The organism is Yersinia sp. 1652 StPb PI (assembly GCF_041538345.1).
Taxonomy (GTDB): Bacteria; Pseudomonadota; Gammaproteobacteria; order Enterobacterales; family Enterobacteriaceae; genus Yersinia; species Yersinia enterocolitica_E.
Genome location: NZ_JAULSM010000002.1, coordinates 383,032 through 405,709 on the forward strand (window position 1 = coordinate 383,032; position 22,678 = coordinate 405,709).

Genomic DNA, 22,678 nt, shown 5'->3' on the forward strand with positions numbered 1-22,678 from the left:
GCACAAGAGACCCGTACAGAAAACCAGCTTTATGAGATTAATATCGGATATTATAGCAAAAACACCAAGCTGAATTGATTCAAGTCATGCCATCTGGCGGTATTTTCTTCAACACTGAACCATAATGTAACCACAGTTTACCTGTCGTTAATGAAGAAATTATAACTCCCAATGCGCATGGCGCTCTTTCGGCACCACAGAGCAGGGATCTTGATGGATAAGTACATCGGCACCGGGGAATCGGTGCAACAGTGCGCGTTCAACTTCCTCAGCTAAGATATGTGCTTCCATCAATGGCATCATATCTTCCATTTCAAGATGAAGTTGAATAAAGCGTGTTGGCCCCGATTGGCGGGTACGCAGGTCATGAGCACCAATCACGCCCGGCCATGACATCACAATATCAATAATCTGCTGGCGCTCGTCATCAGGCAATGCCCTGTCCAGCAAGGCTTGAACCGCTTCATATCCCATACGTAACGCACTATAGAGAATATAAACACCAATACCCAATGCAAACAACGCATCAGCCCAGTGAAAACCATACCAACTTAATACCAATGCAATAAGAATAGCACCATTCATCATGACGTCAGATTGATAGTGCAACATGTCGGCGCGAATGGCCTGGCTGTGAGTTTTTCGTATCACCCAACGCTGAAAAGTGACTAATATCAATGTACTGAATAATGCAATTAAGGTGACCCAGATACCTATACCTGGATCTTGCACTGGTTGCGGTGACGCCAAATGCTGAAAACCCGTCAGGAACAGGAATAACGCCGAGCCGGAAATAAACATGCTTTGTGCCAGTGCGGCCAGTGACTCAGCCTTGCCATGACCAAAAGTGTGCTCTTCATCGGCGGGTTGCAGAGAGTAACGCACCACAAAAAGGTTTGTCAGAGAAGCGGCCAGATCCACCAGAGAGTCAACCAACGCCGCCAACAAACTTACCGAACCGGTATGCCACCAGGCAAAAATTTTAATAATCAGTAAGGTTGATGCCAGCCCTGTCGCACTGAGCGCGGCAGCTTTAACCAAACGCGCATATTGCGGATCCATAACTTATCCTAAATGATATTTTAGAATTATGAGTATACGGAAATGGCATAAAAAAAGCCCTCCATCATGGAGGGCGAAAGACAGGGATGGTGTCTATGGCAAGGAAAACAGGGTATTACAGGGTACTACTTACTTCTGGGCAGAAGAGGGTTGTGCTGCTGGCGCCTGCTGCATTTTCTCAATGCGCTGCTGGTGCTTTTGGTTCAAGACAGCTTTTTGCTCTGGAGTGAGCAAGTTAAACATTTGGTTACGAACTTTGGCCATTTCGACCTGACGTTCAATCTGGTCCTTGGACATTTTCTCAGCCTGCGCTCTTACCGCTGCTTCATCGAATTTATCGGCGGTAACCAGCTGGTGCATTGCGTCTCGGTCCGCCATATCAAGGCGTGGCTGGCCTTGGCGAGACTGGCGCATCAGGTCACGCATTTGCTGACGCTGTTGTTCTGTCAGATTGACGCCGTCAAACATGTTATGGTGACCGCGACCATCTTTCTTGTTCATCATCGCACTATCACCGTGGCACCAGCTATCAGTGGCCCCGGCCTTATCGGCGGCGAAGGCGGCTTGAGAGCCTAGAACTAACATTGACGCCATGATTAACGTTGTTACTTTAGTTACTTTGCGCATTATTAACTCCTGGGTTCTGTCTGCTAAGCGATTTGCTGCTATGCGATTCAATGTGAAGCAGTCTATCGCTCCTGCTGCAAACAAGCGTCAGCGCATGTAAAACTGGGGTCAGTGCATGTAAAGCTAAGTAAAGTCATGGAATACCGGCAATTGTTAACGTATTTTGCGTCAAGAGGAGAAATAACCATGCATAAAATCCTATTAGTTGATGATGATCGTGAATTGACGTCGCTGTTGAAAGAATTACTGGAAATGGAAGGCTTTAATGTTGTTGTTGCCTATGATGGCGAACAGGCGTTAAACCTGCTGGATAACTCTATCGACTTGTTATTGCTAGATATTATGATGCCGCGTAAAAACGGTATCGAAACTTTGAAAGAATTACGTCAACATCACCAGACCCCTGTCATTATGCTGACTGCTCGTGGCAGTGAATTGGATCGAGTGCTTGGCCTTGAGCTGGGCGCTGATGATTATCTGGCAAAACCGTTTAATGATCGTGAGCTTGTAGCGCGTATCCGTGCCATTTTGCGCCGCTCGAACTGGAGCGAACAACAGCAGAATGTCGATCAAGGTGCGCCAACACTGGACGTTGATTGCCTGCAATTGAACCCAGGCCGTCAAGAGGCTACCTTTGAAGGCCAATCGCTGGAATTGACCGGGACTGAATTTACCTTGCTCTACCTGCTGGCTCAGCATCTCGGTCAGGTAGTCTCGCGGGAGCATCTCAGCCAGGAAGTGCTGGGGAAACGGTTAACACCTTTTGACCGTGCTATTGATATGCATATTTCAAACCTACGCCGTAAGTTGCCGGATCGTAAAGACGGGCTACCTTGGTTTAAAACCCTGCGCGGGCGCGGGTATCTGATGGTCTCTGAAACATGATTAACAGTTTAACGACGCGAATTTTTGCGATTTTCTGGTTCACCTTAGCACTGGTACTAATGCTGGTATTGATGGTGCCAAAGCTCGACTCGCGTCAACTGACTGCCTTGCTCGACAGTGAACAGCGCCAGGGAACAATGCTCGAGCAACATATCGAAGCTGAACTGGCCAGTGACCCCGCCAATGACCTGATGTGGTGGCGCAGGCTTTATCGCGCCATCGAAAAATGGGCACCACCGGGCCAACATCTCGTGTTAGTCACCACTGAGGGCCGTGTCATTGGCGCTCAACGTCACGAAATGCAAATTGTCCGTAATTTTATCGGCCAGTCGGATAACTCAGATCAGCCGAAAAAGAAGAAATATGGCCGTGTCGAGATGGTCGGCCCCTTCTCTATCCGTGATGGTGAAGATAACTATCAGCTCTATCTGCTGCGCCCGGCCAGTAGCCCGCAATCTGATTTTATCAATTTGATGTTTGACCGCCCGCTGCTGCTATTGATTGTCACCATGCTTATCAGTGCGCCACTGCTGTTATGGTTGGCTTGGAGTCTGGCAAAACCGGCTCGTAAGTTGAAGAATGCCGCCGATGATGTGGCGCGGGGTAATCTGAAACAGCACCCTGAGCTGGAGTCCGGCCCACAAGAGTTTTTGGCCACCGGTGCCAGTTTTAATCAGATGATCAGTGCACTCGATAGAATGGTTGTGGCCCAACAACGGCTGATTTCTGATATCTCCCATGAGTTGCGCACACCACTTACCCGCCTGCAACTGGCGACCGCGTTGATGCGACGCCGCCATGGTGAGGGGAAAGAGCTGGAACGTATCGAAATGGAAGCACAGCGACTGGATAGCATGATCAATGACTTACTGGTGTTATCTCGTAGCCAACATAAAAACGAGCTACATCGCGAACCCATTAAAGCGAATGATTTATGGTCTGACGTGCTGGAAAATGCCCAGTTTGAAGCGGACCAAATGGGCAAAACGCTGGAAGTCACCGCACCTCCCGGGCCATGGACTCTATTTGGCAATCCCGCAGCACTTGATAGCGCGCTGGAGAATATCGTGCGTAACGCACTGCGTTACTCTCATCATCACATTGCGGTGGCATTCAGCTCTGATAATCAGGGTATTACTATCACTGTCGATGATGATGGCCCCGGTGTTAGCCCGGAAGACCGTGAACAAATATTCCGGCCGTTCTACCGCACTGATGAAGCGCGGGATCGCGAATCGGGTGGCACGGGTTTGGGATTGGCGATTGTCGAAACAGCCGTCAATCAGCATCGCGGATGGGTACGGGCTGAAGATAGCCCATTAGGGGGCTTGCGCTTGATACTGTGGTTGCCGCTGCATCCACTTAAGTCTTAATCTATCGTACCTCTGCCCGATCATCTGGGATCGGGCAGATCTCTGCTATCACGGTTTGCTGACCTCTTCTCCCTGCCCCTCTTTTTCCAGCAACTGCTTTTTGCGCTCAATACCCCAACGATAGCCTGACAACGTACCATCCTGGCGAATAACCCGGTGACAAGGAATAGCAATCGCCAGCATATTGGCAGCACAGGCACCGGCTACCGCACGCACCGCTTTGGGCGAACCTATTCTGGCGGCGATATCAGCATAACTGGCGGTCTCACCTACCGGTATTTCCCGCAGTGCCTGCCACACCCGCTGCTGAAAAGCGGTGCCCTGAATATCCAGTGGCAAATCTAGCCCGAGCTGAGGAGCCTCAACCAACCCCACCACCTGCGCGAACCATTGCTCAAACTCAGCATCGCCGCCAATTAACTCTGCTTGTGGAAACTTATCCTGTAGCTGCTGCACCAACAGCGCTGGGGAGTCGCCCAGCAAGATGGCGCAAATACCCAGCTCACTTTTTGCCATCAGAATCGCACCGAGAGAACTTTCTCCGACGGCAAAATGCAACCTGACATCACGCCCACCACTGCGGTAGCGAGTCGGTGTCATCCCCAACAACTGATTCGATTGCTCATAAAATCGGCCATTAGAGTTATAACCGGCTTCAAAGATAGCGTCAGTTACCGAGCCTTGCCCCGCTAATTGTGCACGAATACGCGCACTGCGCGTTGCACTGGCATATGCCTTAGGGGTCAACCCGGTAATGGCTTTAAATAAACGATGGAAATGAAAAGCACTGAGATTCACCTGCGCCGCTAGCTCATCAAGCTTAAGTGGCGTCTCGGCCTGCTCAATTAAGCGGCATGCCCGACTGATTTTGTCTGCATGCTGCTGTGACAGTGGTAATTCAGTGGGCTGACATCGTTTACAGGGCCGATAACCAGCCTGTTCAGCAGCATGATTATCGGCAAAGAATTCAACATTCTCTGCTTTAGCCTGACGGGACGGGCAAGAGGGGCGACAATAAACACCGGTCGTTTTCACTGCATAAACGAACTGGCCATCGGCTGTTTTATCCCGATTAACGATCGCATACCAGAATGAATCTTTCGTCCGGATCATGGTAAATACCCCGTTGGTAGTGACTGTGGTAATCAGCATATAAAACCGCCACAGCTTACACTCTCCGCTGCTTGCTTTTAAATTATTGTGCGTGCTACTGACATTAGCAACCGCTGCACAGAGGGGAGGTTTCTGATATCCTGCGCCCCTCATTATTGGGGGACATATGCTTAATATCGTTTTATTTGAACCTGAAATTCCGCCCAATACCGGTAATATCATCCGGTTATGTGCGAATACCGGCTGCCAGCTCCATCTGATTAAACCTTTAGGTTTCACCTGGGATGACAAACGCTTACGCCGTGCAGGTCTTGATTATCATGAGTTTGCCAGTATTAAGCATCACCATGATTATCAGGCCTTTTTAGATTGTGAAAATCTCGACAGTGCGCAGCCTGCCCGATTATTTGCACTAACCACCAAAGGGACACCAGCCCACAGTGCGGTGAATTATCAGGTGAATGATTATCTGCTGTTTGGCCCTGAAACCCGTGGTTTACCTGCCAGTGTTTTGGATGCGTTACCTGTTCAACAGAAAATCAGGATTCCGATGCAAGCTGATAGCCGCAGCATGAACCTGTCAAATGCCGTATCTGTTGTGGTGTACGAAGCCTGGCGGCAATTAGGTTATCCGGGTGCGTTACTGAAAGAGTAGTTTTTTTGACCAAAAAATGTCGGTGGTCGGCTGGCAACTCAATAAAAAGGTGTCTATCCAAAGGCATTGGAGTTGCAGGTAGGCGACAAGTGAATGAGTCCCGATGAGCTTATTTATCTAAGGTCAACGACAAGTAAGTGATTCGGGTGAGCGAACGTAGCCAACACCCCTGCGGCTTCAAGGGCGAAGGGGATCAGATGCCGTCGCCGTACTCAAACCCATGGGTAATCCCATTGAAATGCTGGTCCATATCCAATGACGGCTTGTCACTTTCGGGTTTACCAACGATGCGGGCAGGTACCCCTGCTGCGGTGGTATGAGCGGGAACCGCCTGCAATACAACGGACCCGGCACCAATTTTCGCCCCGCGTCCGACCTCGATATTCCCCAAAATTTTTGCCCCAGCCCCAATCATCACACCTTCACGGATCTTCGGATGACGATCGCCGCTGGTTTTACCAGTCCCCCCTAAAGTAACCGATTGCAGGATCGATACATCATTCTCAACTACTGCCGTTTCGCCAATAACAATACCGGTCGCGTGGTCCAACATGATGCCGCAGCCAATGGTAGCCGCAGGGTGGATATCGACCCCAAAAGCAACAGAGACTTGATTTTGAAGGTAAATAGCTAACGCTTTACGATCCTGCGCCCACAACCAATGACCGATACGATAAGCCTGTAAAGCGTGGAAACCTTTGAGATACAACAGTGGTGTAGAGTATTTATCAACGGCCGGGTCACGCAGCCGCACCGCCAGAATATCCCGCGCGGCCGAAACTATCATCTGAGCATCTGCACGATAAGCATCCTCAACCACCTCACGGATGGCAATAGCAGGCATGATCGGATTAGCCAGTTTATTCGCGAGAATATAACTCAGGGCACTGCCTAAATTCTCATGCTTCAATAATGTCGCGTGAAAAAAGCTCGCCAGCATGGGTTCACACTCAGCCAGTGCTCTTGCTTCTGATTTAATGCTACTCCAGACCAGTTCTAACTCTTCTGACGACATTACCTACTCCTGCCCATAAAAAATTGCCCAAGGGAACGACCAAGGCAACTATACCCATATTCGTTGAAGTCACCACAGTGTTAGCGGCAACACCAATGACTTTAGGTATGTAGTTATTATTTTATTCCGCCAAACCCGCGTAACCGATCAAATGCCGCTTTTCTCATCTTTTTTGGTCCGCCCCAATAAGGTCAATGCCGCTTCACGGGCATTTTTGTGACAATAGAGCACTTGATAGATCTGTTCAGTTATCGGCATTTCAACACCATGGCGCTGGGCTAATGCCAGAACTTCTTTGGTATTGCGGTAACCTTCAACCACCTGACCAATCTTGTCCTGCGCTTCTTGTACGCCTAACCCTTGGCCCAGCATAATACCAAACCGACGGTTACGAGATTGGTTATCTGTGCAGGTTAGCACCAAATCACCCAAGCCTGCCATGCCCATAAAGGTGGAAGGGTCGGCACCCAATGCAGAACCCAGCCGCGTCATTTCGGCCAAACCTCGGGTTATCAGTGCAGTACGGGCATTCGCGCCAAAACCAATGCCATCGGACATCCCGGCACCAATCGCAATCACGTTTTTCACCGCACCGCCAAGCTGCACCCCGATAAAATCAGCATTACTGTAAACCCGGAAGCTTTTGCCACAGTGCAATAACTGTTGCAGGTCTTCGCTAAATTGCGCATCGGTTGATGCCAGCGCAATTGCCGTCGGTAACCCTGCTGCCAACTCTTTAGCAAAGGTTGGGCCAGACACCACCGCCAGCGGGATAGTTTCACCCAACACTTCGCGCGCCACATCCGCCAGCAAGCGGCCAGTTTCGGCCTCAAGCCCTTTGGTCGCCCAGACGATACGTGCATCGTTGCGTAAATGTGGTTTCAACTGATGCAATACCGCACCGAAGACATGGCTAGGTACCACGACTAACACATCACGGCTGGCTGCCAGCGCACGTGCCAGATCGGTTTCCAGTAATAAGGTATCTGGGAAAGGAACATCGGGTAGGAAAGCTTGGTTACAACGATCACGTTGCAAAACCTGAATATGCTTAGGGTCATGACCCCATAACACGACTTGATGGCCATTACGCGCCAGCGTAATGGCTAATGCGGTGCCGTAAGATCCGGCACCGATTACAGTCATTGAAGCATTGATGGTGTTCATCAGGCATCCTGACGTTGTTCAGCACCTTCGCCGTCAGCCTGCTGTTGCAGATAGTTCATGAACAGGGCATCAAAGTTAACCGGTGCCAAATTAAGCTGTGGGAAAGTACCACGAGAAACCAGGCTGGTGATGCATTCGCGAGCATACGGGAACAAAATGTTCGGGCAGTATGCACCTAAGCAATGCGCCAACTGGGTACCATCGATACCCGCGATGGAGAAGATGCCACCCTGCTGAACTTCACACAGGAATGCAGTTTCTTCACCCAAAGAGGCGGTTACCGTCACTCGCAGTACCACTTCATACACATCTTCAGCCAGTTGACTAGAAGCAGTATCAAGATCAAGTTTAACTTCTGGTTGCCAATCCTGCTGGAAAACCTGCGGAGCATTTGGTGCTTCGAAAGAGATATCTTTGGTGTAGATACGCTGGATCTGGAAAGCCATCTCTGTGTTGTTTTGTTCGGACATGTGTATAAATACCCTAAGTTAGACGTCTGTATTAAATAGCACTGCCGCCGTGGGCTCTGTCCATCAAATTAATGGGACCCACTGACGAGTTAAAGCAGCGGATCAAGCCCACCGCGCGCATCCAGGGCGTGTAAATCATCACAGCCACCGATATGCTGCCCATCAATAAATACCTGAGGCACAGTCGTCCGCCCACTCCGAGCAATCATCTCTTCGCGTTTGGCCGGATCACTATCAATTGCGATTTCATGGAAAGCAGCACCTTTGTGGTTCAGCAGTGCTTTGGCACGATGGCAGAACGGGCAGGTTGCTTTGGTATAAATCTCAATCTTCGCCATGGATACACCTCAGTTAACATTATAATTTATTGATATAGCGAATTTTTATAACAAATACGGGTACAGCTCAATACTCATATCACTAAAACGCAGGCAATATGATTACTTGCCGCGCGCCAGTGGTAGATTCTCGCCACTCCAACCGGAGATACCTTCTTTCAAGGTAAATACGCGTTCAAAGCCTGCTTTGTTCAGCAGTTCAGCCGAAGCACGAGAGGTTGTCCCAGTAGCACAAACCACAATGATAGGCTGTGCTTTGTGTTTTTCCAATTCAGCCAAATTACCGTTTTTAATGTCGCTTGGCAGCAAATTAATAGAACTGGCGATATGGCCTTTGCGATAATCATCACGTGTGCGGATATCAACCACAACCGCATCTTCTTTGTTAATCAGACGCGTCGCTTCACCACGGGTAATCTCTTTCACTTTAGAGAGAGAGGTTTTAAAGCTGGTGAAAATTACGGCGACGAACAACGCCACCCAGGCCAGACTCAAAACCGGATGCTGGCTAATGAATTGCATAATTTCTTGCAACATGGGGGTAAAAACTCCCGTTAGTTAGGGGATAATATTCAAGGTCACAGAGTATACCTGCGCGTTGCGGCAAATACAGCCAATATGCAAGTGCTATTGCAGAAACTGCGAGCCATTTCGGAAACTTTTGTCGTCTAAATGATGACAATTACGCAAAACCCCACGCCAATGTTGATCTCTTTGGGCTATTTTTAACCGGTTTTGTAGTAAATTACCGCCTTCGTTCTGGCGGTGTAAATACGTTAACGTAAATAGCCGAGTGTACATAGCCGCGCATATCGTTGGATGTTCGCTGCTATTTGACACTTGGACTTATAAGAAAGAGGTTATGCAATGTCGAGCACTAAAAAACCACTGGTACTGACTATTCTTGATGGCTACGGTCACCGCGAAGAACAGCAGGATAATGCCATTCTGAATGCTAAAACGCCGGTGATGGACCGTTTATGGCAGCAACAGCCTCATACTTTAATTGCCGCGTCCGGTCTGGATGTTGGCCTGCCAGATGGGCAAATGGGTAACTCTGAAGTGGGCCACGTCAACCTGGGAGCTGGTCGCATTGTTTATCAGGACTTGACCCGTCTCGACAAAGAGATCAAAGACGGCGACTTTTTCACTAACTCAACCTTAACAGCAGCGATTGATAAAGCGGTTAAAGCAGGCAAAGCGGTCCACATTATGGGTCTGTTATCTGCCGGTGGTGTACACAGCCACGAAGACCACATTCTGGCGATGGTTGAACTGGCCGCCAAACGCGGTGCGACGGCTATTTATCTGCACGCATTCCTCGATGGACGTGACACTCCGCCGCGCAGTGCTGAGTCTTCACTGAAACGATTCACTGAGAAATTTGCCGCACTGGGTAAAGGCCGCATCGCTTCTATTATTGGTCGTTACTATGCGATGGACCGTGATAACCGCTGGGATCGCGTACAACTGGCTTACGATTTGCTGACTCAGGCAAAAGGTGAATTCACCGTCGATAACGCCGTCGCAGGTCTGCAAGCAGCCTATGCCCGTGATGAAAACGATGAATTTGTCCGACCAACTGTCATTCAGGCGGCTGGCGAAGCCGATGCGGCGATGAACGATGGCGACGCGCTGATCTTCATGAACTTCCGCGCTGACCGCGCCCGTCAAATCACCCGCAGCTTTGTTAATGCCGATTTTGACGGTTTCAAACGCGATAAAGTAGTTAATTTCGGCGATTTCGTTATGCTGACCGAATATGCAGCGGATATTAAAGTAGCCTGCGCTTACCCACCAGCATCACTACAGAATACCTTCGGTGAGTGGCTGATGAAGCATGACAAAACCCAGTTACGTATTTCCGAAACTGAAAAGTATGCTCACGTCACTTTCTTCTATAACGGCGGCGTTGAAGAACCATTTAAAGGCGAAGACCGTATCCTGATCAACTCACCGAAAGTGGCCACTTATGACCTGCAACCGGAAATGAGTTCAGCAGAACTGACGGAGAAACTGGTCGGCGCTATCGGCAGTGGCAAATATGATGTGATAATTTGTAACTATCCGAACGGCGATATGGTTGGTCATACCGGTGATTACGATGCTGCGGTGAAAGCAGTAGAAACACTGGATAATTGTATTGAACAAGTGGTTGCTGCCGTAAAAGCCGTCGATGGCCAATTGCTTATCACCGCCGACCACGGCAACGCTGAGCAGATGCGCGACCCGGCAACCGGTCAGGCCCATACCGCCCATACCAGCCTGCCTGTGCCACTGATTTATGTCGGCAATAAAGGGGTTAAAGCGGTGGAAGGTGGCAAACTTTCAGATATCGCACCAACCATGCTGTCACTGATGGAAATGGAAATCCCGCAAGAGATGACTGGTAAGCCGCTGTTCATCGTGGAATAATCCTTCGTTATGAAGGAAAAGGCGTCATTTGCAAAATTAATGGTTACGGAAGATGCCATTACCACCAGCCGAGATACAGTTTCTCGGCTGTCCGGTCAGTTGGTGCGTCGCCCGTGGTCAGCACTGTACGCCAGCGTTTTTTGCGCTGGCGTATTGCTATTGCCATTATCCAGCACGGCAGCAGATGCCCCCGCTACAGCAAAAACTGCACAGAGCAAAGACCAGTTGAAGACCATTCAGCAGGATATTGCCGAAAAAGAAAAAAGTGTTCAGCAACAAAAACAGCAACGCAGTTCATTGCTGGATCAGTTGAAACAACAGGAAAATACCATTGCTCAGGCCAGCCGCAGCCTGCGTGACACCCAAGGTACCCTGACTGAGTTGGACCAAGAAATCTCCCGTCTCACCTCCTCGATTGAGAAACTCGAGAGTAAACAATCCCAGCAACAAAATATTCTGTCTAAACAACTTGATGCTGCCTTTAAACAGGGCCAACACAGTGGTTTACAGCTTATTTTAAGTGGCGAAGAGAGCCAGCGTAGTGAGCGTATTCTGGCTTATTTCAGTTACCTCAATGAAGCCCGACAGCAATCCATTGAAGAGCTGAAACAGACTCGTACCCATCTCTCTGCCGAGAAAAAAACGCTGGAGCAAAAGCAAAATCAGCAAAAAACCGTGTTGAATGAGCAGAAAACTCAGCAGCAAAAACTGGAACAAGCACGTACCGCACGCAAGAAAACCCTGACCTCGCTGGAAGCTTCACTGGAAAAAGATCAGCAAGGCCTGGCTGAGTTAAAACTAAACGAAACCCGCTTGCGTGATCAAATAGCCAAAGCAGAACGAGAAGCGAAAGCTCGCGCCGAACGAGAGGCCAAAGAAGCCGCTCGGGTACGCGAACAGATAAAAGTTAAAGAACAACAAGCCAAGAAAACCGGTTCTAGCTACAAACCAAGTGAAAGTGAGCGCTCATTAATGGCACGCACTGGCGGCCTTGGTCGCCCGGATGGGCAAGCTGTCTGGCCGATCCGTGGTAATGTAACTCATCGTTTCGGTGAAGCCTTACAAGGTGAACTACGCTGGAAAGGCATGGTTATCTCCGCACCAGAAGGCAGTGAAGTAAAAGCGATCGCCGATGGCCGCGTCTTATTGGCTGACTGGCTGCAAGGCTATGGTTTGGTTGTGGTTATCGAACATGGTAGAGGGGATATGAGTTTGTATGGCTACAATCAGAGTGCACTAGTCAATGTGGGTGCTCAGGTGAAAGCTGGCCAACCGATCGCCCTTGTTGGTACCAGTGGCGGCCAGGGTGAGCCATCACTCTATTTCGAAATCCGCCGTCAGGGACAAGCTGTTAACCCACAACCTTGGTTAGGACGATAGCGAACAACCTTAGGGAACTTGTATTGCACTATTTCAACACACGTCGATTTATCATCGTAAGCACCCTACTCATCGCTAACGCCGCACAGGCGGGCAAACTTTCTATTGTGATTGATGACTTTGGTTATCGCCCCCAGAACGAAAACAAGATTTTACAGATGCCATTGCCTATTTCGGTGGCTATCCTGCCGAATGCACCTTATGCCAGAGAAATGGCCGTCAAAGCCCATAATCAAGGGCGCGAAATACTGATTCATTTGCCGATGGCTCCCCTAAGTAAACAACCGCTGGAGCGCGATACATTACAGCCATCAATGAGCAGCGAAGAAATTCAGCGCATCATGCGCCAGGCGGTGAATAATGTCCCCTATGCCAAGGGCATGAATAACCATATGGGCAGCGCGATGACTTCCAGTTTCTCCGGCATGCAGAAAGTGATGCAGGAGCTGGACCACTATCAGCTCTATTTCCTCGATAGCGTGACCATCGGTAATAGCCAGGCGAGCCGTGCCGCAGAGGGGACTCAGGTTAAGGTCATTAAGCGCAAAGTCTTTTTGGATGACTCACAAAATGAAGCGGCGATCCGCCAACAGTTTAACCGTGCGGTAGAACTGGCTCGTCGTAATGGTTCGGCTATTGCTATCGGGCACCCCCATCCGGCCACCATTAAAGTGCTGCAACAAATGTTGCCTCAGTTACCTGCTGATATCGTATTAGTCCGGCCAAGTGCACTTCTTAATGAGCCGGTACAAAACAATACGCAAAATAACAGTGGCGGCATGTTGTCGGGTAAAACCAAACTACCTGGCTCAACCCAAGGCGAGCGCCTGAAAGCTATCAAGCAATGCAAAGCGAAAGAGGGCTATGTAGCGGAGAAAATCTACGCAGACAGGATGTTTAGCATCATCGGTGAGAGCTTGATGCAAAGCCCTGCAATGATATTTGTCCAAAAGCATTGGCAGCAATATTTCCCACCAGCAGCGCCAGTTATTCCGGTTGATAAACCAAAAGCAGATAAGCCTTAATAAAACGGGGCAATCATCACCTGACTGCCCCGCTCTCAATCCTGCAACTTCAAGGCCGAAGGACGTTCCCAAAGTCATTGAAGGTGCAGGTAGGCGGCCAGCAAACTCATCCCGATGAGCTTATTCATGTAAGGTCAACTACAAGTAAGTGATTCGGGTAACAAATCTGTCGGGAGCAGATTTGAACGCTGCTTGCAGCGGCCTCGCAGAGGCGAGGCCCATGGATGGGCCGAGTAACGTGCGCAGCCAACACCCCTGCAACTTCAAGGCCGAAGGGCGTTCCCAAAGTCATTGAAGGTGCAGGTAGGCGGCCAGCAAACTCATCCCGATGAGCTTACATAAGTAAGTGATTCGGGTTAGTGTGCGCAGCCAACACCCCTGCAACTTCAAGGCCGAAGGGAATATTTTAGTCCCAGCTTAAAATCACTTTACCCGACTTACCCGAACGCATCGCATCAAACCCTTGCTGGAACTCATCGATAGAGAAACGATGAGTGATAATCGGGGTTAAATCCAAGCCAGATTGAATTAGTGCTGCCATTTTGTACCAGGTTTCAAACATTTCACGGCCATATATCCCTTTGATAAACAGCCCTTTGAAGATCACCTGATTCCAGTCGATAGACATATCAGAGGGAGGTATCCCCAGCATTGCGATACGCCCACCATGATTCATTGAGTTAAGTAATGAACGGAACGCCGGTGGCGCACCTGACATTTCCAGACCGACATCAAACCCTTCAGTCATGCCCAGTTCAGCCATCACATCCGTCAGATTCTCTTTACTAACGTTAACGGCACGGGTTACACCCATTTTACGTGCCAGATCCAGGCGATATTCATTCACATCAGTGATTACGACATGGCGAGCGCCAACATGCTTACACACGGCAGCAGCCATGATACCAATCGGGCCAGCACCGGAAACCAGTACATCTTCACCCACTAAATCAAAGGATAACGCGGTATGCACCGCATTGCCGAAGGGGTCAAAAATAGCGGCTAGCTCATCAGAAATATTGTCTGGAATTTTGAACGCATTGAAGGCAGGAATGACCAGATACTCAGCAAAAGAACCCGGCCGGTTAACCCCAACCCCCACGGTATTACGGCACAAATGAGTACGACCGCCACGGCAATTACGGCAATGACCGCAGGTAATATGACCCTCGCCAGACACCCGATCACCAATATTAAAGCCTTTCACTTCCTGACCAATGGCGACAACTTCACCAACATATTCGTGGCCAACCACCATTGGGACGGGGATCGTTTTTTGCGACCATTCATCCCAATTATAAATATGCACATCGGTACCACAGATAGCGGTTTTGCGAATTTTGATCATGATATCGTTGTGCCCCAGCTCTGGTGACGGCACATCGGTCATCCAGATACCTTCTTCGGCCTTCAGTTTAGATAATGCTTTCATGAACATTCCTTACGCAATAACGTTAAGTTGTTTGCCAACACGCACAAAGGCTTCAATAGCCCGCTCGACTTGCTCTGTCGTATGATCAGCCGACATTTGGGTACGAATACGAGCCTGACCTTTTGGCACCACCGGATAGAAGAAGCCGGTGACGTAAATACCTTCTTTCAGCAAGGCATTGGCAAATTTTTGCGCAAGTGCCGCATCACCGAGCATGACAGGAATGATGGCATGATCAGCGCCAGCCAATGTGAATCCGGCGGCACTCATTTTCTCGCGGAATAAACGCGCATTCGACCATAAGCGATCACGCAGTTCAGCGCCGTCTTCCAATAGCGATAACACTTCAATAGAAGCCGCTACTATTGCTGGAGCTAATGAGTTTGAGAACAAGTAAGGCCGTGAACGCTGACGCAACCACTCAACCACTTCTTTGCGGCCAGCGGTATAACCGCCTGACGCCCCACCCAGTGCTTTACCCAAAGTACCGGTGATAATATCAACGCGATCCATTACTTCGCAGTATTCATGAGTACCACGACCATTAGCCCCCACAAAGCCCACAGCATGGGAGTCATCGACCATCACTAATGCCTGATACTCATCCGCCAAATCACAAACACCTTTCAGGTTGGCAATGACACCATCCATGGAGAACACACCGTCAGTGGCAATCATAATATGACGCGCACCATCTGCTTTGGCTTGTTTGAGTTGGACTTCCAGTTCGCTCATATCGTTATTGGCATAACGGTAGCGCTTGGCTTTACATAACCGTACACCATCAATGATTGAAGCATGATTCAGCGCATCAGAAATAATGGCATCTTCTGGCCCCAGCAGGGTTTCAAACAAACCGCCGTTAGCATCAAAACAAGAAGAGTAAAGAATGGCATCTTCCATACCGAGGAAACTGGCCAGCTTCTGCTCTAGCTCTTTATGTGTGTCTTGCGTACCACAAATAAAACGAACCGACGCCATACCAAAACCATGAGTATCCATGCCTTGCTTAGCGGCTGCGATAAGCCTTGGGTGGTTGGCCAGGCCCAAATAATTATTGGCACAGAAATTAATAACACGGCTTCCATCAGCTACAGCAATGTCTGCTTGCTGGGCGGTGGTGATAATTCGCTCGTTTTTATACAACCCTTCAGCACGGGTAGTTATGAGTTGTTGTTCTAATTGCTGATAAAAAGGGTGTCGATTAAATGGCTGGGACATTCAGTTATCTCCAAGATGGGCAATTTCACAGTACATTTTACTGATTAGTGAGTGAACTGACGAGGAACCTTGTCTTATATTATAAAAAATGCAGTACATATCACGGTGAACAATCCTAAAGCACATAGAAACCGTGAGATTAAGCCCCTTGCGGCTGTGCGCTATCCTATGAAATGTTATGATAACGCCAACTAGAGTGTGGGGCATTGTGCCCGACCAAGAAGATTAGCAAGGGTGAACCTGATGATTATCGTCACTGGCGGCGCCGGTTTCATTGGCAGCAATATCGTTAAGGCACTGAATAATATCGGTTATAAAGATATTCTGGTTGTTGATAACCTGAAAGACGGCACTAAATTCGTCAATTTGGTTGATCTGGATATCGCTGATTACATGGATAAAGAAGATTTTGTCGCCAGTATCGTTGCCGGTGATGACATGGGTGATATTGATGCTATTTTCCATGAGGGTGCCTGTTCTTCCACCACCGAGTGGGATGGCAAGTACATGATGGATAACAACTATCAATACTCTAAAGATATCCTGCACTTCTGTCTGGATCGCGGCATTCCGTTCTTATATGCCTCTTCTGCTGCCACTTACGGTGGGCGTACCGATAATTTCATCGAAGATCGTCAGTACGAACAACCACTTAACGTTTATGGTTATTCCAAATTCTTGTTTGATCAGTATGTGCGCGAGATTCTGCCGCAAGCTGATTCGCAAATTTGTGGTTTCCGTTATTTCAATGTTTATGGCCCACGCGAAGGGCACAAAGGCAGCATGGCAAGCGTTGCCTTCCACCTGAATAACCAGATCAATGCGGGTGAGAATCCTAAACTCTTCTCCGGCAGTGAAAACTTCAAACGCGATTTCATCTATGTGGGTGATGTGGCTGACGTTAACCTGTGGTTCTGGCAAAACAATGTCTCCGGCATTTTCAACTGTGGTACCGGTCGCGCGGAATCTTTCCAGGCGGTTGCCGATGCGGTAGTAGACTTCCACCACAGTGGACCTGTGGAATACATTGAATTCCCTGAAAAACTGAAAGGTCGTTATCAGGCATACACCCAAGCTGACCTCACCAAGTTGCGTGCTGCGGGTTACGACAAACCGTTTAAAACCGTCGCTGAAGGCGTCAACGAATACCTGGCCTGGCTCAATCGCTCAGTCTAAATTACTTGCTGCAAGGAATTGATAAACGGTATGAAAATACTGGTCATCGGCCCTTCTTGGGTTGGCGATATGATGATGTCGCAAAGTCTTTACCGTACCCTGAAGGCCGAATATCCGGCAGCAGATATTGATGTGATGGCACCTGCGTGGTGCCGTCCGCTTTTGGCCAGAATGCCAGAAGTGCGTCATGCAATCCCCATGCCCTTAGGCCATGGGGCTTTTGCTTTTGATGAACGTCGTCGCTTGGGTTTAGCCTTACGTGAAACCGGCTATGACCGTGCCTATGTGCTGCCAAACTCATTTAAATCCGCCCTAATACCTTATTTTTCAGGGATTAAGCAACGCATTGGCTGGCGTGGCGAAATGCGCTACTTCTTGCTCAATGATATGCGTATCTTGGATAAACAAGCCTTCCCTATGATGGTTCAGCGCTATGTCGCACTGGCCTATGATAAAGAAAAAATCCATTCAGCCGACGATTTACCGCAACCTTTGCTATGGCCGCAATTGCAGGTTCGGGATGAAGAAATTGCCGAGATTACTGCGTCATTCAATTTGACAGATAACCGGCCAATCGTGGGTTTCTGCCCAGGCGCTGAGTTTGGCCCGGCAAAACGCTGGCCACATTATCACTATGCCACTCTGGCCCAGAAACTGATTGATACTGGCTATCAAGTCGTCCTATTAGGCTCAGCTAAAGATAATGAAGCCGGTGAAGAGATCCGCCAGACTTTGGGCGAAAATTCCCGCGAATTCTGCCTCAATCTGGCAGGGCAAACCTCGCTGGAGCAAGCGGTGGTATTGATTGCAGCCTGTAGTGCGGTAGTCAGTAATGACTCCGGTTTAATGCATGTTGCTGCTGCATTAAATAAGCCATTAGTGGCCTTATATGGCCCAAGCAGCCCGGACTTCACCCCACCACTGTCTGATAAAGCCACGGTCATTCGCCTCATTACCGGCTATCACAAAGTGCGCAAAGGCGATAGCGCGCAGGGCTATCATCAGAGTTTGATTGATATCCAGCCAGAACAAGTGATGGCGGCCCTTGAGAAACAATTATCGGCTCGCCAAAGCACTGTCAGTGAGGCCGATTAATGCATGTCTTGATCGTTAAAACCTCTTCAATGGGCGATGTTTTACACACGTTGCCCGCACTGACCGATGCAATGAATGCTATGCCAGATATTCGCTTTGATTGGGTGGTAGAGGAAGGGTTCAGCCAAATACCCAGTTGGCACCCGGCGGTGGATCGAGTTATTCCGGTTGCTATCCGCCGTTGGCGTAAGAATTGGTTTGGTAGTGATACCCGGCAGGAACGCTGTGATTTTAAACGTGTTGTGCAGCAGCGCCGTTATGATGTGGTGATTGATGCTCAGGGGCTAATTAAAAGTGCCGCACTGATTACTCGTATCGCCAAAGGGGTTAGACATGGCCCAGATTGCAAAAGTGCCCGCGAACCCTTTGCCAGTTGGTTTTATAACTGCCGTCATGAGATTGAGACTAAACAACATGCTGTTGAGCGCATACGCCAACTGTTTGCCAAAAGCCTTGGCTATGACAAACCTGACAGCTATGGCGATTATGCTATCGCGCAGCGCTTTTTAAGCCAATTACCCAGCGATGCTGGTCAGTATTTGGTTTTTCTGCACGCAACAACCAGAGACAGCAAGCACTGGCCTGAAAGCCATTGGCTGCAATTGATCGAGCTGGTTGCACCCACCGGTTTAAAAATCAAGTTACCATGGGGGGCGGAACATGAGTATCAACGCGCGTTACGATTAGCGGAGCATTTTCCGCATGTTGAGGTCTTGCCTAAACTCAGCCTCCAGCAGGTGGCAGAGGTTCTGGCGGGTGCAAAAGCCGTCGTTTCCGTTGATACCGGCCTCAGCCACCTAACCGCAGCGTTGGATCGCCCCAATATTACCCTGTTCGGCCCAACTGACCCTGGGTTAATTGGTGGCTACGGGAAAAACCAGATTGCGGTGATTTCCGAACAAAAAAGCATGGATACTATTACGGCTGAAACTATTATGGCGCGATTGGAAGCACTGATTTCATAAGCGACTATTGTTTGTTTTCCGTGATTTATTCACGCCAGGAATTCTATCTGCCAGTATTTATCATGTAATAACAAGCGACTCTGGTAATTATCAGACTCGCTTGTTATGGGTTGTCTGATTATCTTTCTAACCTATTATCCAACAAGAGATGGCGGCTAATACATAGCTTCAATTAACATCAACGTCTGACTGTTAAGAATCTCTAATTAATTATTTAAATAAGTAATAGCGCGACTCGCTGATATCCTCCGAATAACGGCTCACCAATTTATCGGTTACACCATTAATTACTAAATACCATTCCATCAAAGTATCGGCTTCAATAAATAGCGATATACCGCCAAAAACAGGCATATTTCCAGATAAAAATATCATCAAATAACAACTTACTGGTATCTATGGCTATACACTTAAGCGCGACAAGAAATAATGATAATCACTCTCATCTTTAAGCAAGCAAAATCAATTTTATCGCTGCCCAATTACTGAAATTTGTTAAAAATTATATTCTTTTTTATGAATAGTCTGGCCCTACTCCGGCTATCAGGCTGGCCCAGTTGAAAAGAGCCTTTCTTGCTCAAATATGGTATTATTCTTAATAATCCATATTAATGAAATTGATAGAATGTTGCTGCGTTTATATCAGGTACTGCTCTACCTTATTCAACCTTTGATTTGGCTGCGGTTGCTGTTACGTAGCCGTAAAGCCCCCGCTTATCGCAAGCGTTGGGGGGAACGCTATGGTTTTTGCGCCGGTAAAGTTGTCGCTGGCGGTATCATGCTGCATTCAGTTTCAGTCGGTGAAACACTGGCCGCGATCCCTTTAGTCAGGGCATTACGTCACCGCTACCCATCACTGCCCATTACCGTGACCACCATGACGCCTACCGGTTCTGAGCGTGTCCAATCTGCGTTTGGTAAAGATGTTCACCACGTTTATCTGCCTTACGACCTCCCCGGCTCGGTGAACCGTTTTCTTGATCAGGTCAATCCTAAGCTGGTCATTATCATGGAAACAGAACTGTGGCCGAATCTTATCAATGCGCTGCATCGTCGCAAGATCCCACTGGTGATTGCCAATGCACGTCTTTCTGCCCGTTCTGCCGCTGGCTATAAGAAGATCGGTAGTTTTATCCGTAATATGCTGCAACGCATCACACTGATTGCTGCACAAAATCAAGAAGATGGCGAGCGTTTCATCGAACTGGGCCTAAGACGTTCTCAGTTGACGGTAACGGGCAGCCTGAAATTTGATATTTCCGTCACCCCTGAATTAGCAGCCAGAGCCGTAACATTACGCCGCCAATGGGCACCGCATCGCCCGGTGTGGATTGCAACCAGTACTCATGACGGCGAAGAAGCCATTTTGCTGGAGGCTCACAGCCAACTGCTGCAACACTTCCCGACATTATTGTTGATTTTGGTACCTCGTCATCCCGAACGTTTCCCGAAAGCGGTTGAACTGACACAGAAAGCAGGGCTGAGTTATACCTTACGTAGCAAAGGTGAAATCCCTTCTGGCAGTACACAGGTTGTGATTGGCGATACCATGGGTGAACTGATGCTGCTATATGGCATTGCCGATCTGGCCTTTGTCGGTGGAAGCCTGGTTGAACGTGGTGGTCATAATCCATTGGAAGCCGCGGCCCATGCCATTCCGGTGTTGATGGGGCCACATACATTTAACTTTAAAGACATCTGTGCCAAGCTGGAACAGGCTGAAGGGTTGATAACCGTGACAGATACCCTATCGCTGGTAAAAGAAATCACCGTGCTGCTAACAGATGAAGATTGCCGCCTCTATTATGGTCGCCATGCAGTTGATGTGTTGCATGAAAACCAAGGTGCACTACAGCGGCTATTACACTTGCTGGAGCCTTATCTGCCGCAACGGAGCCACTAAATGAGTGCAAGAAAACGCCTGTCAGTGGTGATGATTGCCAAGAATGAAGCCTCATTGCTGGCGGATTGTCTGGCATCAGTGAGCTGGGCTGATGAAATAGTGGTATTGGATTCAGGCAGTGAAGATGAAACCATCGCGCTGGCTCAGCAATATGGCGCTAAAGTCTACTGTAATGAGCAATGGCCGGGTTATGGTAAACAGCGGCAATTAGCCCAACAATATGCCAGTGGTGATTATATTCTGATGCTGGATGCCGATGAACGAGTAACCCCTGAGCTTAAAGCTGCTATTGAAGCGGTACTTATCGCACCAGAGGAAGGCGCGGTTTATAGCTGTGCACGGCGGAACCTGTTTTTAGGCCGTTTTATGCGCCACAGTGGCTGGTATCCAGATCGAGTAACCCGGTTATATCCGCATCATCAGTTCCAATATAACGATAATTTGGTGCATGAATCACTCAATAGCGGCTCAGCAAAAGTTATCCCGTTGAGCGGTGATTTATTGCATCTAACTTGCCGTGATTTCTTTGCTTTTCAACGTAAACAACTGAGTTATGCAAAGGCGTGGGCTACTCAGCGCCATCAGCAAGGTAAGAGTTGCAGCTACTTCTCTATTCTCAGCCATACTCTTGGGGCTTTCTGTAAAACATGGTTATTACGTGCAGGTTTCCTCGATGGTAAACAAGGGCTATTGCTGGCAGTCGTAAACGCGCAATATACCTTTAATAAATATGCGGCTCTGTGGGCATTGAGCCACCAATATCAGAAAAGCGAGAACTCATGACCACCAAAGCCATCTATCCGGGGACATTTGACCCCATAACTAATGGGCATTTGGACTTAGTGACACGTGCCGCTGCCATGTTCAGCCATGTCATCCTGGCTATTGCCGACAGTTCCAGCAAAAAACCGATGTTTACACTGGCAGAACGCGTGGCATTGGCCAAAGAAGTGACCGCACCTTTGAAGAATGTAGAGGTTTTAGGATTCAGTGAACTGATGGCTGAGTTCGCCAGAAAACACGATGCTAATATTTTGGTACGAGGCTTACGCTCAGTATCAGACTTTGAGTATGAATGGCAACTGGCCAATATGAACCGTCACCTGATGCCAAAACTGGAGAGTGTGTTCCTGATGCCATCAGAAAAATGGTCGTTTATCTCTTCCTCATTGGTGAAGGAAGTGGCGCGCCATGGTGGAGATATCACGCCGTTCCTTCCGGTACCGGTCACCAAAGCGCTAATGAGTAAACTGGCCTGACTCTTTATTTACGCGATACCCTATATAGCCAGAGTTAATTGGCGTTACCGGTAGGTGGTAAGCGAACATAGCGCACAACCCAGCGGCTTCGAATACGAAGGG

22 protein-coding genes are annotated in these 22,678 nt (G+C 48.7%); 12 read left to right on the forward strand and 10 right to left on the reverse strand.

Features of this window, described 5'->3' with window-relative positions; translation table 11 throughout:
* Window positions 1-159 precede the first annotated feature (159 nt).
* Both fieF and cpxP read right to left on the reverse strand, forming a co-directional pair.
* Window positions 160-1,062 carry a CDF family cation-efflux transporter FieF gene (fieF, locus tag Q2T71_RS18360; protein WP_372560129.1) on the reverse strand — a complete coding sequence of 301 codons (903 nt, stop codon included), beginning with the start codon at window positions 1,060-1,062 and terminating at the stop codon, window positions 160-162.
* Between the two features lie 129 nt (window positions 1,063-1,191).
* Complete coding sequence (gene cpxP, locus Q2T71_RS18365; protein ID WP_372560130.1) at window positions 1,192-1,689, reverse strand: cell-envelope stress modulator CpxP; 498 nt, start codon at window positions 1,687-1,689, stop codon at window positions 1,192-1,194.
* Window positions 1,690-1,875: 186 nt separating this feature from the next.
* On the opposite strand from cpxP, the gene cpxR reads away from it, so the two are divergent.
* Both cpxR and cpxA read left to right on the forward strand, forming a co-directional pair.
* Window positions 1,876-2,574, forward strand: coding sequence for an envelope stress response regulator transcription factor CpxR (cpxR, locus tag Q2T71_RS18370; RefSeq protein ID WP_005190576.1), 699 nt, complete (start codon window positions 1,876-1,878; stop codon window positions 2,572-2,574).
* A complete protein-coding gene (gene cpxA / locus Q2T71_RS18375; RefSeq protein ID WP_372560131.1) occupies window positions 2,571-3,947 on the forward strand; it encodes an envelope stress sensor histidine kinase CpxA in 1,377 nt (458 codons plus the stop codon). The genes cpxR and cpxA overlap by 4 nt, the downstream gene beginning before the upstream one ends.
* Window positions 3,948-3,995: 48 nt before the next feature.
* Here cpxA and ada read toward each other — a convergent pair whose 3' ends face one another.
* A complete protein-coding gene (gene ada / locus Q2T71_RS18380) occupies window positions 3,996-5,099 on the reverse strand; it encodes a bifunctional DNA-binding transcriptional regulator/O6-methylguanine-DNA methyltransferase Ada (protein WP_372560132.1) in 1,104 nt (367 codons plus the stop codon).
* Between the two features lie 127 nt (window positions 5,100-5,226).
* Between ada and trmL the strand changes: the two genes are divergently transcribed.
* On the forward strand, window positions 5,227-5,715 hold the full coding sequence (trmL, locus tag Q2T71_RS18385) for a tRNA (uridine(34)/cytosine(34)/5-carboxymethylaminomethyluridine(34)-2'-O)-methyltransferase TrmL (protein ID WP_372560133.1): 489 nt from the start codon (window positions 5,227-5,229) through the stop codon (window positions 5,713-5,715).
* 193 nt (window positions 5,716-5,908) lie between these two features.
* Here the strand turns inward: trmL and cysE are convergent, their stop codons facing one another.
* The 5 genes from cysE to Q2T71_RS18410 all read right to left on the reverse strand — a co-directional run bounded on the left by cysE (window position 5,909) and on the right by Q2T71_RS18410 (window position 9,242).
* Window positions 5,909-6,730, reverse strand: a complete 822-nt coding sequence (cysE, locus tag Q2T71_RS18390; RefSeq protein WP_005190588.1) for a serine O-acetyltransferase — start codon at window positions 6,728-6,730, stop codon at window positions 5,909-5,911.
* A gap of 147 nt (window positions 6,731-6,877) precedes the next feature.
* Window positions 6,878-7,897: an NAD(P)H-dependent glycerol-3-phosphate dehydrogenase gene (gene gpsA, locus Q2T71_RS18395; RefSeq protein WP_372560134.1), complete on the reverse strand. Its 1,020-nt coding sequence runs from the start codon at window positions 7,895-7,897 to the stop codon at window positions 6,878-6,880.
* Window positions 7,897-8,367, reverse strand: coding sequence for a protein-export chaperone SecB (secB, locus tag Q2T71_RS18400; RefSeq protein WP_032907531.1), 471 nt, complete (start codon window positions 8,365-8,367; stop codon window positions 7,897-7,899). The genes gpsA and secB overlap by 1 nt, the downstream gene beginning before the upstream one ends.
* A gap of 89 nt (window positions 8,368-8,456) precedes the next feature.
* Entirely contained in the window at window positions 8,457-8,705 is a 249-nt protein-coding gene (gene grxC / locus Q2T71_RS18405; protein WP_083161740.1) for a glutaredoxin 3, read from the reverse strand.
* Window positions 8,706-8,807: 102 nt separating this feature from the next.
* Complete coding sequence (locus Q2T71_RS18410) at window positions 8,808-9,242, reverse strand: rhodanese-like domain-containing protein (RefSeq protein ID WP_005190598.1); 435 nt, start codon at window positions 9,240-9,242, stop codon at window positions 8,808-8,810.
* 330 nt (window positions 9,243-9,572) lie between these two features.
* On the opposite strand from Q2T71_RS18410, the gene gpmM reads away from it, so the two are divergent.
* The 3 genes from gpmM to Q2T71_RS18425 are packed head-to-tail and all read left to right on the forward strand — an operon-like array spanning window position 9,573 to window position 13,525.
* Window positions 9,573-11,120 carry a 2,3-bisphosphoglycerate-independent phosphoglycerate mutase gene (gene gpmM, locus Q2T71_RS18415; RefSeq protein WP_372560135.1) on the forward strand — a complete coding sequence of 516 codons (1,548 nt, stop codon included), beginning with the start codon at window positions 9,573-9,575 and terminating at the stop codon, window positions 11,118-11,120.
* A gap of 9 nt (window positions 11,121-11,129) precedes the next feature.
* Window positions 11,130-12,500: a murein hydrolase activator EnvC gene (envC, locus tag Q2T71_RS18420; protein ID WP_372560136.1), complete on the forward strand. Its 1,371-nt coding sequence runs from the start codon at window positions 11,130-11,132 to the stop codon at window positions 12,498-12,500.
* Window positions 12,501-12,523: 23 nt separating this feature from the next.
* A complete protein-coding gene (locus Q2T71_RS18425; RefSeq protein ID WP_372560137.1) occupies window positions 12,524-13,525 on the forward strand; it encodes a divergent polysaccharide deacetylase family protein in 1,002 nt (333 codons plus the stop codon).
* Window positions 13,526-13,931: 406 nt separating this feature from the next.
* Here Q2T71_RS18425 and tdh read toward each other — a convergent pair whose 3' ends face one another.
* Together tdh and kbl are read right to left on the reverse strand one after the other, a co-directional pair.
* A complete protein-coding gene (tdh, locus tag Q2T71_RS18430; RefSeq protein ID WP_372560138.1) occupies window positions 13,932-14,957 on the reverse strand; it encodes an L-threonine 3-dehydrogenase in 1,026 nt (341 codons plus the stop codon).
* 9 nt (window positions 14,958-14,966) lie between these two features.
* The gene (kbl, locus tag Q2T71_RS18435; protein ID WP_372560139.1) at window positions 14,967-16,178 is read right to left on the reverse strand and encodes a glycine C-acetyltransferase; all 1,212 of its coding nucleotides are present in this window, start codon (window positions 16,176-16,178) and stop codon (window positions 14,967-14,969) included.
* Window positions 16,179-16,421: 243 nt separating this feature from the next.
* Between kbl and rfaD the strand changes: the two genes are divergently transcribed.
* The 6 genes from rfaD to coaD all read left to right on the forward strand — a co-directional run bounded on the left by rfaD (window position 16,422) and on the right by coaD (window position 22,576).
* On the forward strand, window positions 16,422-17,354 hold the full coding sequence (rfaD, locus tag Q2T71_RS18440; protein WP_083161724.1) for an ADP-glyceromanno-heptose 6-epimerase: 933 nt from the start codon (window positions 16,422-16,424) through the stop codon (window positions 17,352-17,354).
* 30 nt (window positions 17,355-17,384) lie between these two features.
* Window positions 17,385-18,449 (forward strand): ADP-heptose--LPS heptosyltransferase RfaF, encoded by a 1,065-nt coding sequence (gene rfaF, locus Q2T71_RS18445; RefSeq protein WP_083161722.1) that lies wholly within the window; start codon window positions 17,385-17,387, stop codon window positions 18,447-18,449.
* Window positions 18,449-19,414, forward strand: coding sequence for a lipopolysaccharide heptosyltransferase RfaC (gene rfaC, locus Q2T71_RS18450; RefSeq protein WP_372560140.1), 966 nt, complete (start codon window positions 18,449-18,451; stop codon window positions 19,412-19,414). The genes rfaF and rfaC overlap by 1 nt, the downstream gene beginning before the upstream one ends.
* A 625-nt stretch (window positions 19,415-20,039) precedes the next feature.
* A complete protein-coding gene (waaA, locus tag Q2T71_RS18455) occupies window positions 20,040-21,317 on the forward strand; it encodes a lipid IV(A) 3-deoxy-D-manno-octulosonic acid transferase (RefSeq protein ID WP_372560141.1) in 1,278 nt (425 codons plus the stop codon).
* Window positions 21,318-22,100 (forward strand): glycosyltransferase family 2 protein, encoded by a 783-nt coding sequence (locus Q2T71_RS18460; RefSeq protein ID WP_372560142.1) that lies wholly within the window; start codon window positions 21,318-21,320, stop codon window positions 22,098-22,100.
* The gene (coaD, locus tag Q2T71_RS18465) at window positions 22,097-22,576 is read left to right on the forward strand and encodes a pantetheine-phosphate adenylyltransferase (RefSeq protein WP_083161716.1); all 480 of its coding nucleotides are present in this window, start codon (window positions 22,097-22,099) and stop codon (window positions 22,574-22,576) included. Before Q2T71_RS18460 ends, coaD begins: the two co-directional genes overlap by 4 nt.
* Window positions 22,577-22,678: the final 102 nt, after the last annotated feature.

Bases quoted from the DNA above. Each gene is read 5' to 3' on its own strand.
- cpxP (WP_372560130.1), bottom strand. From the start codon at position 1,689: ATGCGCAAAGTAACTAAAGTAACAACGTTAATCATGGCGTCAATGTTA.
- cysE (WP_005190588.1), bottom strand. From the start codon at position 6,730: ATGTCGTCAGAAGAGTTAGAACTGGTCTGGAGTAGCATTAAATCAGAA.
- coaD (WP_083161716.1), top strand. From the start codon at position 22,097: ATGACCACCAAAGCCATCTATCCGGGGACATTTGACCCCATAACTAAT.
- fieF (WP_372560129.1), bottom strand. From the start codon at position 1,062: ATGGATCCGCAATATGCGCGTTTGGTTAAAGCTGCCGCGCTCAGTGCG.
- cpxR (WP_005190576.1), top strand. From the start codon at position 1,876: ATGCATAAAATCCTATTAGTTGATGATGATCGTGAATTGACGTCGCTG.
- gpmM (WP_372560135.1), top strand. From the start codon at position 9,573: ATGTCGAGCACTAAAAAACCACTGGTACTGACTATTCTTGATGGCTAC.
- rfaD (WP_083161724.1), top strand. From the start codon at position 16,422: ATGATTATCGTCACTGGCGGCGCCGGTTTCATTGGCAGCAATATCGTT.
- trmL (WP_372560133.1), top strand. From the start codon at position 5,227: ATGCTTAATATCGTTTTATTTGAACCTGAAATTCCGCCCAATACCGGT.
- secB (WP_032907531.1), bottom strand. From the start codon at position 8,367: ATGTCCGAACAAAACAACACAGAGATGGCTTTCCAGATCCAGCGTATC.
- waaA (WP_372560141.1), top strand. From the start codon at position 20,040: ATGTTGCTGCGTTTATATCAGGTACTGCTCTACCTTATTCAACCTTTG.
- Q2T71_RS18460 (WP_372560142.1), top strand. From the start codon at position 21,318: ATGAGTGCAAGAAAACGCCTGTCAGTGGTGATGATTGCCAAGAATGAA.
- rfaF (WP_083161722.1), top strand. From the start codon at position 17,385: ATGAAAATACTGGTCATCGGCCCTTCTTGGGTTGGCGATATGATGATG.
- gpsA (WP_372560134.1), bottom strand. From the start codon at position 7,897: ATGAACACCATCAATGCTTCAATGACTGTAATCGGTGCCGGATCTTAC.
- Q2T71_RS18410 (WP_005190598.1), bottom strand. From the start codon at position 9,242: ATGTTGCAAGAAATTATGCAATTCATTAGCCAGCATCCGGTTTTGAGT.
- kbl (WP_372560139.1), bottom strand. From the start codon at position 16,178: ATGTCCCAGCCATTTAATCGACACCCTTTTTATCAGCAATTAGAACAA.
- cpxA (WP_372560131.1), top strand. From the start codon at position 2,571: ATGATTAACAGTTTAACGACGCGAATTTTTGCGATTTTCTGGTTCACC.
- grxC (WP_083161740.1), bottom strand. From the start codon at position 8,705: ATGGCGAAGATTGAGATTTATACCAAAGCAACCTGCCCGTTCTGCCAT.
- rfaC (WP_372560140.1), top strand. From the start codon at position 18,449: ATGCATGTCTTGATCGTTAAAACCTCTTCAATGGGCGATGTTTTACAC.
- envC (WP_372560136.1), top strand. From the start codon at position 11,130: ATGAAGGAAAAGGCGTCATTTGCAAAATTAATGGTTACGGAAGATGCC.
- tdh (WP_372560138.1), bottom strand. From the start codon at position 14,957: ATGAAAGCATTATCTAAACTGAAGGCCGAAGAAGGTATCTGGATGACC.
- ada (WP_372560132.1), bottom strand. From the start codon at position 5,099: ATGCTGATTACCACAGTCACTACCAACGGGGTATTTACCATGATCCGG.